This is a genomic window from Paraburkholderia acidipaludis NBRC 101816, from assembly GCF_000684975.1.
Lineage (GTDB): Bacteria > Pseudomonadota > Gammaproteobacteria > Burkholderiales > Burkholderiaceae > Paraburkholderia > Paraburkholderia acidipaludis.
In genome coordinates, this window is the sequence record NZ_BAXZ01000006.1 from 253,999 (window position 1) to 266,816 (window position 12,818).

The window sequence follows — 12,818 nt, forward strand, 5'->3', positions numbered from 1 at the left end:
GCGCGGGCGGCAGAGCCGGACGGAGCGATGAACCGGCGGGCGACGAAAGCAGGCTTCACGCCATGCCGCGCCGCGCGGCACAGCACTTGCACGAGTCATGGCGGACATCACCGCAAAAGGAGAAGCTCGCATGAAGCACACCCTGACTCTCAAGACCGCAGCCGGGATCGCCTGCATGACCTTCGCCCTCGCCGCCGCGGCGCAGACCGACACGAACGGCTCGACCGCGCCGGCGGCCAGTTCGGAAACCATGGGCCAGCACGTTGACGACGCAACCATCACGACCAAGGTGAAGGCCGACCTGCTCGCCGCGAAGAACGTGAAGTCGGAGCACATTCACGTGAAGACGCGCAAGGGCGTCGTTTCGCTGACCGGCACCGTGCCGAGCGCCGAAGACCGCGACGCCGCGAAGCAGGTTGCGGAAAACGTCGACGGCGTCGCTTCGGTGAAGGATCACCTCAAGGTCGCGACCCAGTAACGCCTCGGCGGGGGGCGCAAAATGCTGCGCCCCCACGGTGTCAGGCTGTCCGCCGCGCCGTGCGCGTGTCAGCCGCGGCTCGACCCGGACTCGCTCAGCTGTGCGCGGCGACGTTCGCCCTGGCGCGCGAACATCCAGCCCGGATATTCGGCGGGCAGGCGGCTCACGTCGTCCAGCGCCGCCAGTTCCTCCCGGGAAAGCGTCACCTGCGTCGCCGCCACGTTGTCGTCGAGCTGATCGACGCGTTTCGCACCGACGATCACCGAGGTCACGACGCGCTGATGCAGCAGCCACGCCAGCGCGATCTGCGCGACCGAAACGCCCTTGCTTTCGGCGATCGTGCGCATCGCATCGACGCAGTCCCACGCGCGCTCGCGCTCCACGGGCGGGAAGTCGAACGTCGTGCGGCGGCTGCCCGCCTCGCCTGCCTTGTCGCGGCCATACTTGCCGCTCAAGAGGCCGCCGGCGAGCGGGCTCCACACCATCAGACCCAACCCTTCGCTCGATAGCATGGGCACGAGTTCGCGCTCGAGATCGCGGCCCGCGATCGTGTAGTACGCCTGCAGCGACTCGAAGCGCGCGAGGCCGTGGTGCTGCGCGATGCCGAGCGCCTTGACGATCTGCCAGGCGGCCCAGTTCGATACGCCGACGTAACGCACATGCCCCTGCTGCACGAGCGTGTCGAGTGCGCGCACGGTCTCCTCGATCGGCGTGGCCGGATCGAAACCGTGGATCTGGTACAGATCGACATGGTCGAGCTGCAGGCGTTTCAGGCTCGCCTTGATGCCGTCCATGATGTGATAGCGCGTGGCGCCCGCCTCGTTGGGCGTCGCGCCCATCTGGCCGAAGACTTTCGTTGCGACCACCACCTGTTCGCGCGGAATCTTGAGATTTTTCAGCGCCTGCCCGGTGATCTGCTCGGACACGCCCTGCGAGTAGACGTCGGCCGTGTCGATGAAATTGATGCCGGCGTCGATGGCCCGGCCGATCAGGCGTTCGGCATCGGCCTGCTGCAGATCGCCGATCTGATTCCAGATGCCGTCGCCGCCGCCGAAGGTCATCGTGCCGAGGCAAAGTTCCGAAACGAACAGGCCGGTGCGGCCAAGAGTGTTGTATCGCATGGTGATGCCTCCGTTTGAGAACAGCGGGAAAAGCCGACCCCGGCGAGAATACTGCTCGCGGCGCGCGCGTGCAGAAAACCGGCCAGGCTACAGTGAGTCCCGGAGTGAGCCCCATGGCGGGCTCCTGCAACAGCGCAGCGAAACGCGTGCCGCTTGCGCCCCATGCAGCCCGCCCCGAAAACTGCGAGACTGGCGCATGCGCGCGCTGGACAAACACGCGAGCGCCCTTACCTATGTCGACATGACATTGCCTTCCCCTGCCACCCTCAGTCCCGAAGCCGCCGCGGACGATCTGCTCGCGCGCTTCCATCCGGCCGTCGCGAACTGGTTCAGGCGCAGTTTCGCGGCGCCCACGGCCGCTCAATGCGCTGCCTGGCCGCTCATCGCCGGCGGCCGCGCGACGCTCGTTGCCGCGCCGACCGGCTCCGGCAAAACGCTCACGGCCTTCCTCGCCGCGCTCGACGAACTCGTGCGCGAAGGCCTCGCAAACGGCGGCGCGCTGCCCGACGCGACGCTCGTGGTGTACGTCTCGCCGCTCAAGGCGCTCTCGAACGACATTCGCCTGAACCTCGAACGGCCGCTCGAAGGCATCGCCGAAGAGCTCGCGCGCCTCGCTCTGCCGCCCGTCGAGATCCGCAGTGCGGTGCGCACCGGCGACACGCCGCAGCCCGAGCGCGCCGCCCTGCGCAAGCGCGCACCCCACATCCTCGTGACCACGCCCGAATCGCTCTACGTGCTGCTGGGCTCCGAATCGGGCCGCCGCATGCTCGCGACGGCGCGCAGCGTGATCGTCGACGAAATTCACGCGCTCGCGGGCAACAAGCGCGGCTGCCATCTCGCGCTGAGCCTCGAACGGCTCGATGCGCTGTGCGGACGGCGGCTCCTGCGCATCGGGCTTTCGGCGACGCAAAAACCCATCGACGTCGTGGCGCGCTTTCTCGTCGGCATGGGCCCCGAGCCGCAGACGCCGCCGGTCTGCGAGATCGTCGACGTCGGCCACGTGCGCGAGCGCGATCTCGCGATCGAGGTGCCGCCCGTGCCGCTGGAAGCGGTAATGGCCAACGACGTCTGGGAACGCGTGTACGACCGCATGGCCGAACTCGTGGCGCAGCACCGCACGACGCTCGTATTCGTGAACACGCGGCGCATAGCTGAACGCGTCGCGCGCCACCTCAGCGACCGGCTCGGCGCGCAAGCCGTCGCGGCGCACCACGGCAGTCTCGCGCGCGAGCATCGCTTCGACGCCGAGCAGCGCCTGAAACGCGGCGCGCTGCGCGTGCTCGTGGCGACGGCGTCGCTCGAACTGGGCATCGATATCGGCGACGTCGATCTGGTCTGCCAGATCGGCTCGCCGCGCTCGATCGCCGGCTTCCTGCAGCGCGTGGGACGCTCGGGGCACCAGGTTGGCGGCATGCCGAAGGGGCGGCTCTTTCCGACCTCGCGCGACGACCTCGTGGAATGCGCCGCGCTGCTGGACTGCGTGCGGCGCGGCGAACTCGACCGGCTGAGCGTGCCGCGCGCGCCGCTCGACGTGCTCGCGCAGCAGATCGTCGCCGAAGTGGCCTGCGAAGCGTGGGACGAAGACGCCCTCTATGCGCTCGTGCGGCGGGCACTGCCCTGGGCCCGGCTGGAACGCGAACAGTTCGACGCGGTGCTGCGCATGCTCGCCGAGGGCTATACGAGCCGGCACGGACCGCGCGCCGCGTACCTCCATCGCGACGCCGTGCACCGCGTGCTGCGCGCGCGCCGCGGCGCGCGGCTCGTCGCGCTGACGTCCGGCGGCACGATTCCCGATAACGCCGACTATGCCGTGCTGCTCGAGCCCCAGGGCCTGCAGATCGGCACGGTCAACGAGGACTTTGCGGTCGAGAGCCTCGCGGGCGATGTTTTTCAGCTCGGCAATGCGTCGTATCGCATTTTGCGCATCGAAGCGGGACGCGTGCGCGTGGAAGACGCGCAAGGGCAGCCGCCGAACATTCCGTTCTGGCTCGGCGAGGCGCCGGGACGCAGCGACGAGCTTTCTGTCGCCATCGGGCGCCTCAGGTCCCACGTCGAAAGGCTGTTGGCGGGTGAGCAAGCGCCCCCTGGTTCTGTAGACAAAGTCGATCATCGCGCGCGGACGTCGCCAGAAGTCGAGCGTGAGGCGGAATTGGCTGTTAGTTGCATTTCAAACAAGACTGACATTGAGGCGCCTCGGGCCGGCGTGGAGCGCGTATGCGACTGGCTTGCCGCGACGATCGGCCTGCCCGAGGCCGCCGCCCGCCAGATCGCCGACTACCTCGCGCGCGCCTGGTCCGCCCTCACCGCGCTGCCGACCCACGACACGCTCGTGATGGAGCGCTTCTTCGACGAATCGGGCGGCACGCAGCTCGTGATCCATACGCCCTGCGGCAGCCGCATCAACCGCGCGTGGGGCCTCGCGCTGCGCAAGCGCTTTTGCCGCCAGTTCAACTTCGAACTGCAGGCGGCGGCAACCGAAGACGCCATCATCCTCTCGCTCACCGGCGCGCACAGCTTCGCGCTGGACGAGGTATGGCGCTACCTGCACTCGAATACCGCCGAACACCTGCTCGTGCAGGCACTGCTCGACGCCCCGCTCTTTGGCGTGCGCTGGCGCTGGAACGCCACCACTGCCCTCGCGCTGCCGCGTCAGACGGGCGGCCGCAAAACGCCGCCGCAGATCCAGCGTATGCGCAGCGAGGACCTGCTCGCGGCAGTTTTTCCAGACCAGGTGGCCTGCGTGGAGAATCTCGCGGGCGAGCGCGAAATTCCGCGCCATCCGCTCGTGGACCAGACGCTCGACGACTGCCTGCACGATGCTATGGATACCGAAGCATGGCTCGCTCTGCTCCGGCGTATCGAGGCGGGCAAAGTGCGGCTCGTGACCCGCGACCTGAACGGGCCGTCGCCGCTCGCCGCCGAAATCCTCACGGCGCGCCCCTACGCATTCCTCGACGACGCGCCGATCGAGGAGCGCCGCACCCAGGCCGTGCTGAGCCGTCGCTGGAGCGATCCCGAAACGGCCGACGACCTGGGGGCGCTCGACGCCGAAGCCATCGCGGGCGTGCGTGACGAAGCGTGGCCGCAGGCACGCGACGTCGAGGAGATGCACGACGCGCTCACGACACTGGCGTGCCTCGCCGAAAGCGAGACGCAACGCGAGCCGGGCTGGCCGGACTGGTTGCGCGAGCTGGCGCGCTCGGGCCGCGCGACGCGCTTGCCGGTCGCGGAGCACGACGCGCTCTGGATTGCAGCCGAACGGTTGAACTGCGTGCGCGCGATCTATCCGCAGGCGCGCGCCGAGCCGCCGCTACAGGCGCCCCCTGGCTATGACGAGACCTGGACCGAAGACGCTGCCCTCGTCGAAGTGGTGCGCGCCCGGCTGTCGGGATTCGGTCCGCTCACGCTCGCGCAGGTGGCGCGGCCGCTCGCGCTGGAGGCAAGCGTCGTCGCGCAGGCCCTGACGGCGCTCGAAGCCCAGGGCTCGGTGATGCGCGGCCGCTTCACGCCGGGCGCGCGCGAGGAGGAATGGTGCGAGCGTCACCTGCTCGCGCGCATCCATCGCTACACCGTGCGCAAGCTGCGTCGCGAGATCGAACCGGTCGAGCGCCGCGACTTCATGCGCTTTCTGTTCGAGTGGCAGCACGTTGCCGCCCCAACCCGCGGCTCGGGGCGCGACGCGCTCGCCGCCGTGCTCGCACAATTCGAGGGCTGGGAGGCTTCGGCGCTCGCCTGGGAGGACGAGATCCTGCCCGCGCGCATCGACGACTTCACGCCCATGCTGCTCGACGAGCTGTGCCGCTCCGGGTGGCTCGCGTGGGGCCGCCTGCCTTCGCGCACGACGGCGGGGTCGGCCGTGCGCAGCACGCCGGTCGTGCTTCTGCCGCGGCGTGAGCTCGCGCGCTGGACCGCGCTCGCCGCAACACCCGACGCGGCCGGCCTGCCGGCCAGAGCGCGGCGCGTCTACGACGCCATGCTCCGGCACGGCGCGATGTTCTTCGACGAACTGGCCGCCGACGCGCATCTGCTGGGCGTCGAGCTGGAAACCGCGCTGGGCGAGCTCGTCGCGGCGGGACTCGTGAACGCCGATAGTTTCGCGGGCCTGCGCGCGCTGGTGAAGCCCGCGGCAAAGCGCAGTGCGCACGCGGGGCGGCGGCGCCCGCGCGGCTTTGCGCCGCTCGTGGGCGGCATGGCCGACGCGGGGCGCTGGGCGGTGGTGAGGCGTATCGCGTTGCCTGCCGCCGATGCGGCCGCTTTGGGCCAACCTTCGGACAAGCAAGGCGTCGCGGCGCTTCCGGATGCGCGCACCCAGCCAGGCGCCGATCCCGATCTGCTCGAGCACGTGGCCAATGTGCTGCTGCGCCGCTACGGCGTGGTGTGCTGGCAACTGCTGATACGCGAGGCGGAGTGGCTGCCGCCGTGGCGGGATCTGCTGCGCGTGCTGCACCGCATGGAAGCGCGCGGGCACGTGCGCGGCGGCCGCTTCGTCACCGGTCTTTCGGGCGAGCAGTTCGCGCTGCCCGAGGCTGTCGCGCTGCTGCGCGAGGTGCGCCGGCGCTGCCCTGGCGACGGCGCCCTGGTTTGCCTCGCGGCCACCGACCCGCTCAATCTGGTCGGCACGCTGCTGCCCGGAGAGAAGGTGCCGGCGCTCGCGGGAAATCGCATCGTGTTTCGCGACGGCGTGCCCGCGGCGACGCTCGTGGCCGGGCGCTTCAGCCTGCTGGGCGAATTCGACGAAGCGACGCGCGCGGCCCTGCAAGCGCGGCTGATGCGGCCTTCGCACTAGCGCCAGGAGCGTAGCCCCAGCCCCGGCGTCGCCCCGTCAGCGGGCCGCCCCGAAATGGCGCCGCACGCGCAGGCCGTTCGCCACCACGAGCAGGCTTGCGCCCATGTCCGCGAACACCGCCATCCAGAGCGTCGCCTCGCCGGCCAGCGCCAGCGCGAGGAACACCGCCTTGATGCCGAGCGCGAGCGCGATGTTCTGCGTGAGCACCGCCGCGGTCTTGCGGCTCAAGCCGATGAACGCCGCGATCTTGCGCGGATCGTCGTCCATGATCGCGACGTCGGCGGTTTCGAGCGCCGTCGCCGTGCCCGCCGCGCCCATCGCGAAGCCGATGTCGGCGCGCGCAAGGGCCGGGGCGTCGTTCACGCCGTCGCCGACCATCCCCGTCATGCCGGACTGCGCCGACAGTTCCGCGACCGCATCCTGCTTGTCCTGCGGCAGCAGATTGCCGCGAGCCTCGTCGATGCCGAGCTGCCCCGCAATCGCCCGCGCGGTTGCCGGGTTGTCGCCCGTCAGCATCACGGGCCGCACCCCCAGCGCCTTCAGCGCGCGCACGGCTGCCCTGCTTTCGGGCCGCGCGGCATCCGCTACGGCGAACACGGCGACCGCTTCCTTCGGCGAGCACAGCACGATGGCCGTCTTGCCCTCGCCTTCGAGCACGGCGAGCGTCGTTTCGAGCTCGGGCGAGCACAGTCCCAGCTCTTCCACGAGCCGGTGGTTGCCGAGATGCCAGAACGAACCGCCGATGCGCCCCTTCACGCCGCGGCCGCCCAGCACGGCAAAATCGTCGATGCGCTCGAGCGTGCCGCCGGGCTGGCGCTCGCGCCAACCGGACACGAGCGCGCGCGCCACGGGATGGGTGCTCGACTCGTCGAGACTCGCGGCAATGCGCAGCGCCGCTTCGACAGGCAGCCCGGCAATGGCAAGCGCGTCGGTGAGCACCGGCTTGCCACGCGTGAGCGTGCCCGTCTTGTCGAGCGCGACGACCTTCAGGAGCCGCCCGCGTTCGAGCCAGACGCCGCCCTTCACGAGCATGCCGAAACGCGCGGCGGCCGCGAGGCCGCTCACGACCGTCACCGGCGTCGAGACCACCAGCGCGCACGGGCACGCGATCACGAGCAGCACGAGCGCCTTGTAGAGCCAGCCGGTCCAGGCGCCGCCGATGGCGAGCGGGCCGGCCACCGCGATCAGCACCGCCAGCGCGACCACGGCGGGCGTGTAGAAACGCGCGAACTGATCGACGAAACGCTGGGTCGGCGCGCGTTGCGCCTGAGCATCCTGCACCGCGGCCGCGATGCGCGCGAGCGTGCTCTCGCGCGCCGTCGCCGTGACGACGGCTTCGACCACCCCGTCGACGACGATGCTGCCCGCGTAGAGCGTATCGCCCGCGGCCTTGTCGACAGGGAGGCCTTCGCCGGTGATGGGCGCCTGGTCGAGGGCGGCACGGCCATCCGCCACGCGGGCGTCGAGCGGCACCCGCTCGCCGGTACGCACGCGAATCCGGCTGCCGATCGCCACCTCGCCGACCGCACGCGTGAGCCACTGGCCGGGGCCGCGCGGGGCGATATCGGCACGTGGGGCGGCGTCTTCCGCCTGCCAGACCTCAGCGGTATCGGGGGCGAGCGCCGTCAGCGACCGAATAGCGTTGCGCGCGCGTTCGAGCGACAGCGCTTCGATCTCCTCGGCGAGCGCGAACAGGAACACGACCATCGCCGCTTCGGGCCACTTGCCGATCACGACCGCGCCGGTCACCGCCAGCGACATCAGGAAGTAGATGTTGATCGTGAAGTTCTTCAGCGCGATCCAGCCCTTGCGCAGCGTCGGCAGGCCGGCGCACAGCAGCGAAACGAGCGCGCAGGCGAGCACGGGCAGCCCGGTCTCGTGGCCGCTGCTCCATGCGAGCACTTCGGCGAGCGCGGCCGCGACGCCGCTGATTGCCAGCAGCAGCTTCTGGCGGCCCGCAAAGCGCGGCGCGTCGACGTGGGCCGTGGTGGGCGCGGTCTCGTCGTGCACGCGCGGCGCCATGTCGAGGGCGCGTAGCGCCTTGATCAACGACTGCGTATCGTCGAGGCGGTGGTGCACCGTCAGCTCGCGTGCGAGCAGGTTGAAATCGAGGCGCACGACGCCCGGCATCGGTTCGAGGCGGTTGCGGATCAGCCGCTCCTCGGTCGGGCAATCCATGTTGTCGATGCGATAGCGCGCGCGTTGCGTGCCGTCGGGCGCCGGGGGCGGCGGCTCGCCGGGTGCCGCGGCGTGGTCGTGGCCGTGACAGCAGGCGTGGGCCGGCGTGTTGGCATGGCCATGCTCGTGGTTGCGCTCGTGTTCGCGATGGTGGTCGTGCTCATGACCCTGGTCGTGTTCGTCGTCGTGATCATGCTCATGGCCGTGGGCATGATCGTGATCGCAGCCATGACGATGCTCGTGCCCCTCGTCCCGCGCCGCTGCCCCGCCGGACGGATCTCCCGCCAGCCCTTCGATGCGCGCGCGATAGCGTTCCGCGGCATGCCGCAACCTGAAAGCCGTGACCATGGCCGATTTCTCCCAAAAATGACACAATCATTGAACAGCCTGTAGCGGCTACAGGGTCAAGCCATTTTTGGGAGCCACGAGCATGAGGATCGGTGAACTGGCGCGCCTCGCTCATTGCGATGTCGAAACAGTGCGCTTTTATGAACGCGAGGGATTGCTGGACGAGCCCGCGCGCGAAACCAACGGCTACCGCAGCTACGCAGGCGCACATGTCGCGCAGCTGAACTTCATCCGCCATTGCCGCTCGCTCGGTATCGGGCTTGCCGATATCCGCATGCTGCGGCGCTTTCAGGTGGACCCGAGCCAGCCGTGCGACGAGGTGAACCAGCTCATCGACTGCCAGATCGAGCGCATCCACCAGCAGATCGCGTCGATGCGGACGCTGGAGCAACAACTGCGCACGCTGCGCGACACCTGCCACGCGCACAACAGCAGCACCAGCGAATGCGGAATCATGAAGAATCTGGAGCAACCCATGGACGAAGAGTCCTGCTCCTGTCACGCGGACGCGCAGCCGCCCGAGCGCACCTGAACGGCGCGCTCAGGGCGTTTTGGAGTACATCAAGGCGCGGCGGCAATCACCTCGGCTACCGTGGCGGTTAGCTTTTTCGCGTAAGGCACGTGAAGGAATTCGTTCGGGCCATGCGCGTTCGATTTCGGCCCGAGCACGCCGCAGACCATGAACTGCGACTTCGGGAAGCCTGCCTGCAGCACGTTCATCAGCGGAATCGTGCCGCCTTGGCCCAGGTAAGCGCAGTCCGCGCCGTAATGCTCGCGCGAAGCCGCATTGAGCGCGTCCGCCAGCCACGGCGCAAGTTCGGGCGCACTCCAGCCGTTCGCCGCGCCCGTGTCGGGCTTGAAGGTCACCTTCGCGTTGTAGGGAGGGTCGAACTCGAGCAGCGCCTTCAGTTCGGCCACCGCTTTCGACGCCTCCACGAGCGGCGGCAGGCGCAGCGACAGCTTGAATGCCGTGCGCGGACGCAGCACGTTGCCCGCGTTGGTCAGCGCAGGCAAGCCGGCCGCGCCCGTCACGGAAAGCGAGGGCCGCCACGTGGAATCGAGCAGCGCCTCTTGCGAATCGGTAGTCGTGGGCAGCACGCGGCGACCATCCTGGCCGCATGCCCAAGGCAGCGTTTTCCAGACGCCGTCGCCGAGTATCTTCGCGGTGGCTTCCGCTTCGCGCAGGCGCTGCGGCGGGATCGGACAATGGAAGCCCTTGGGCAGGAGCGTGCCGCTCCCCGCGTCCTCCAGCCGCTCGAAGAGTTGCCGCATCACGCGGAAGCTGGAGGGGGCGATGCCGCCATACGAGCCCGAGTGCACGCCCTCGTCGAGCACCTCCACTTCGAGATCGCCCGAGACGAGGCCGCGCAGCGACGTGGTAAGCCAGAGCTGATCGTAGTTGCCCGCGCCCGAGTCGAGGCAAACCACGAGCCCGACCTTGCCGAGCCGCTCGCTCAGCGCGTCGACATAATGCAGCAGGTCATAGCTGCCCGACTCCTCGCAGGTTTCGATGATCCCGAGGCAGCGCGGCCGCTCGATCCCCTGCGCGTCCAGCGCCGCCAGCGCCGTGATGCTCGCGTAGATGGCGTAGCCGTCGTCGGCACCGCCGCGGCCGTACAGCCGCCCGTCTTCGAGCTTCGGCGTCCACGGGCCCAGGTCATTGCGCCAGCCGGCGAACTCCGGCTGCTTGTCGAGGTGACCGTAGAGCACGACCGTTTCTTCGCTGCCCGAGCGCGTGGCCGGCGCTTCGAAGAAGATCACCGGCGTGCGGCCCGCGAGCCGGACGACCTCGAGCTTCAGACCGCGCACCGGCTGCCGCTCAGCCCAGGATGCCGCGTCCTGCACGACGCGCTCGATATAACCGTGCTTCGCCCAGTCCGAATCGAAGGCCGGGCTCTTTGCCGGCACCGCGATGTAGTCGGTCAGCGCGGCAACGATCTCGTCGTTCCATTTGCGCTCGACGAAGGCGCGCAGCGCATCGTGATCGAGTTGCCGGCTGTCCTGGGTCGAATCGGAAATCATGGTTTGTGTCCCCGCGATGAAAACTCCGATGATAGACCCGTTCATCCGCCCGCCGATATCCCCCTGGCCGATCGGCCAGGGGCTGCGCGCCGTGCCATTTAGGGCGACAATACGAATTTACGCTGCAGCCCGGCGCTGACGTTCACATAAAGGGAGGTCGACATGGCAAACCATTCCGTCTTCGATATCGTCGTCCTCGTCGCGACGGTGGTGCTCTATTTCCTGCCCGCGCTGATCGCAGACCGGCGCAGGCGTCACGACCTGCTGACGATCGCGCTCTTCAATGCCGTGCTCGGCTGGTCCATCGTCGGCTGGTTGGCCGCGCTTTACTGGTCGATCCAGCCGAATCCGCCCAAAGACCTCGCCAAGGAAACCAGGGATCGCCAACGGCGCCTTGGCATGGGGGGATTTTCGCGCATGCTCTCCGATCGCATAGCCGCGCGTGGGAGCGGCGATCGCAAGGGTCCGTCACGCTGAGGACTACGGCGCCATTCAGCTTGCGCTGAGGATTGCCGCGCCGGCCGGCTTGTCCAGATGGCCAACGGATGCGTCACGGGCCTCCGTGGTCCGCGGAGGCATGAAATAATGACTCGAAGCCCCTCCGGTCACACGAACCGGCCCGCTTTCCCTGCACCTTCCGGAGCCCACGATGCATCACGCCGCCCCGATCCTCGCCTTTGCCGCTGTCTCGCTCGGTATGGCCCTCACCCCCGGGCCGAACATGATCTATCTGCTTTCTCGTTCGATCTGCCAGGGGCGCAAGGCCGGCCTGATTTCGCTCGGGGGCGTCGCGCTCGGCTTCGTGTTTTACATGCTGTGCGCGGCGTTCGGCATTACCGCTTTGCTGATGACGGTGCCTTTCGCCTATGACGCATTGCGCTTTGGCGGCGCACTCTACCTGGCGTGGCTCGCATGGCAGGCGCTCAAGCCGGGCGGCCGCTCGCCGTTCCAGGTCCGCGAGCTGGCGCCGGATAGTCCGAGAAAGCTGTTTCTGATGGGTTTCGTCACGAACCTGCTGAATCCGAAGATCGCGATCCTCTATCTCTCACTGCTGCCGCAGTTCATCGACCCGCACCACGGCAGCGTGCTCGTCCAGTCGATCATGCTCGGCTTGATCCAGATCGCGCTTTCGATCACGGTGAATGCCACGGTAGCCATGACAGCGGGCACGATCGCGGCCTTCCTCGCGGGACGTCCCGCCTGGCTCACGATCCAGCGTTGGCTGATGGGAACGGTATTGGCGGGACTCGCCGTCAGAATCGCGGCCGAAGGCCAGCGCTAAGGCGAGCCCGTCCCGCCGGCGCTAGTGGATGCCTTGAGAGAACTTCAAGCGAATTTCGAGCGAAAACGACTGGCGAAATTCAAACGCGCCCCAACGGAGAACGCATAGCGGGCGCGTGCAGCTTGACCGAGCCGGCGGGAATGGAGCGAGGTTCGATCTGGACCATGTCCTGAGCGAACATGTCCTGCCGCAGCTCGCCTTGCTCGTCGAACCACTGGCAGATCAGCCAGTGGCCGGCTGCAAAGCCCACCGGGCCGGCATACATGACGGTCATGCGCGGACCGCCGGATTTGAGGGTGACGACGTCGCCAATTCCGGCCATGGCGGCGCGCTGACTTTCGGCAACGTCGATGGTCGTATCAAGCATGTGATTCCCCGGAAAATGGGTTGATGCATACCCGGCTGGGTTATACGTTTCCCCGCTTGCGCACCGGTCTGACAATAATCGCAGCCGGCTTTTTTTATAAGTCTCGCAAGACTAGCAACACGCATTATTTCGCGCAAGTTATTTTTAGATGAAAGCGAATGAAAAGGGAATTAGCCAATGAGGCCGCTCCGGTGGCAGCAGCACGAATTACCGGGCATGCCGCCGCGACAGGAAAA

General features: G+C 68.3%; 9 protein-coding genes. 5 read left to right on the forward strand and 4 right to left on the reverse strand.

Annotated features, from left to right (window positions below):
* Nucleotides 1-130: 130 nt before the first annotated feature.
* Nucleotides 131-478 carry a BON domain-containing protein gene (locus BAC01S_RS10000; RefSeq protein WP_027794641.1) on the forward strand — a complete coding sequence of 116 codons (348 nt, stop codon included), beginning with the start codon at nucleotides 131-133 and terminating at the stop codon, nucleotides 476-478.
* A gap of 68 nt (nucleotides 479-546) precedes the next feature.
* Here BAC01S_RS10000 and BAC01S_RS10005 read toward each other — a convergent pair whose 3' ends face one another.
* A complete protein-coding gene (locus tag BAC01S_RS10005) occupies nucleotides 547-1,599 on the reverse strand; it encodes an aldo/keto reductase (RefSeq protein ID WP_027794642.1) in 1,053 nt (350 codons plus the stop codon).
* A 241-nt stretch (nucleotides 1,600-1,840) separates the two neighbouring features.
* On the opposite strand from BAC01S_RS10005, the gene BAC01S_RS30855 reads away from it, so the two are divergent.
* Nucleotides 1,841-6,385: a DEAD/DEAH box helicase gene (locus tag BAC01S_RS30855; protein ID WP_043201827.1), complete on the forward strand. Its 4,545-nt coding sequence runs from the start codon at nucleotides 1,841-1,843 to the stop codon at nucleotides 6,383-6,385.
* A 36-nt stretch (nucleotides 6,386-6,421) separates the two neighbouring features.
* Here the strand turns inward: BAC01S_RS30855 and BAC01S_RS30860 are convergent, their stop codons facing one another.
* Complete coding sequence (locus BAC01S_RS30860) at nucleotides 6,422-8,911, reverse strand: heavy metal translocating P-type ATPase (RefSeq protein ID WP_084168457.1); 2,490 nt, start codon at nucleotides 8,909-8,911, stop codon at nucleotides 6,422-6,424.
* A gap of 82 nt (nucleotides 8,912-8,993) precedes the next feature.
* Between BAC01S_RS30860 and BAC01S_RS10020 the strand changes: the two genes are divergently transcribed.
* Complete coding sequence (locus tag BAC01S_RS10020; protein ID WP_027794643.1) at nucleotides 8,994-9,443, forward strand: Cd(II)/Pb(II)-responsive transcriptional regulator; 450 nt, start codon at nucleotides 8,994-8,996, stop codon at nucleotides 9,441-9,443.
* Between the two features lie 29 nt (nucleotides 9,444-9,472).
* On the opposite strand, the gene BAC01S_RS10025 is transcribed toward BAC01S_RS10020, so the two are convergent.
* Nucleotides 9,473-10,933: a M20 family metallopeptidase gene (locus tag BAC01S_RS10025; RefSeq protein ID WP_027794644.1), complete on the reverse strand. Its 1,461-nt coding sequence runs from the start codon at nucleotides 10,931-10,933 to the stop codon at nucleotides 9,473-9,475.
* A 162-nt stretch (nucleotides 10,934-11,095) separates the two neighbouring features.
* Between BAC01S_RS10025 and BAC01S_RS10030 the strand changes: the two genes are divergently transcribed.
* Nucleotides 11,096-11,410 carry a superinfection immunity protein gene (locus BAC01S_RS10030; RefSeq protein WP_027794645.1) on the forward strand — a complete coding sequence of 105 codons (315 nt, stop codon included), beginning with the start codon at nucleotides 11,096-11,098 and terminating at the stop codon, nucleotides 11,408-11,410.
* A gap of 172 nt (nucleotides 11,411-11,582) precedes the next feature.
* Complete coding sequence (locus BAC01S_RS10035; protein WP_027794646.1) at nucleotides 11,583-12,215, forward strand: LysE family translocator; 633 nt, start codon at nucleotides 11,583-11,585, stop codon at nucleotides 12,213-12,215.
* A gap of 79 nt (nucleotides 12,216-12,294) precedes the next feature.
* On the opposite strand, the gene BAC01S_RS10040 is transcribed toward BAC01S_RS10035, so the two are convergent.
* Complete coding sequence (locus tag BAC01S_RS10040; protein ID WP_043201748.1) at nucleotides 12,295-12,582, reverse strand: YodC family protein; 288 nt, start codon at nucleotides 12,580-12,582, stop codon at nucleotides 12,295-12,297.
* Between the last annotated feature and the right edge of the window lie 236 nt (nucleotides 12,583-12,818).

Bases quoted from the DNA above. Each gene is read 5' to 3' on its own strand.
- BAC01S_RS10020 (WP_027794643.1), top strand. From the start codon at position 8,994: ATGAGGATCGGTGAACTGGCGCGCCTCGCTCATTGCGATGTCGAAACA.
- BAC01S_RS10030 (WP_027794645.1), top strand. From the start codon at position 11,096: ATGGCAAACCATTCCGTCTTCGATATCGTCGTCCTCGTCGCGACGGTG.
- BAC01S_RS30855 (WP_043201827.1), top strand. From the start codon at position 1,841: ATGACATTGCCTTCCCCTGCCACCCTCAGTCCCGAAGCCGCCGCGGAC.
- BAC01S_RS10035 (WP_027794646.1), top strand. From the start codon at position 11,583: ATGCATCACGCCGCCCCGATCCTCGCCTTTGCCGCTGTCTCGCTCGGT.
- BAC01S_RS30860 (WP_084168457.1), bottom strand. From the start codon at position 8,911: ATGGTCACGGCTTTCAGGTTGCGGCATGCCGCGGAACGCTATCGCGCG.
- BAC01S_RS10025 (WP_027794644.1), bottom strand. From the start codon at position 10,933: ATGATTTCCGATTCGACCCAGGACAGCCGGCAACTCGATCACGATGCG.
- BAC01S_RS10040 (WP_043201748.1), bottom strand. From the start codon at position 12,582: ATGCTTGATACGACCATCGACGTTGCCGAAAGTCAGCGCGCCGCCATG.
- BAC01S_RS10000 (WP_027794641.1), top strand. From the start codon at position 131: ATGAAGCACACCCTGACTCTCAAGACCGCAGCCGGGATCGCCTGCATG.
- BAC01S_RS10005 (WP_027794642.1), bottom strand. From the start codon at position 1,599: ATGCGATACAACACTCTTGGCCGCACCGGCCTGTTCGTTTCGGAACTT.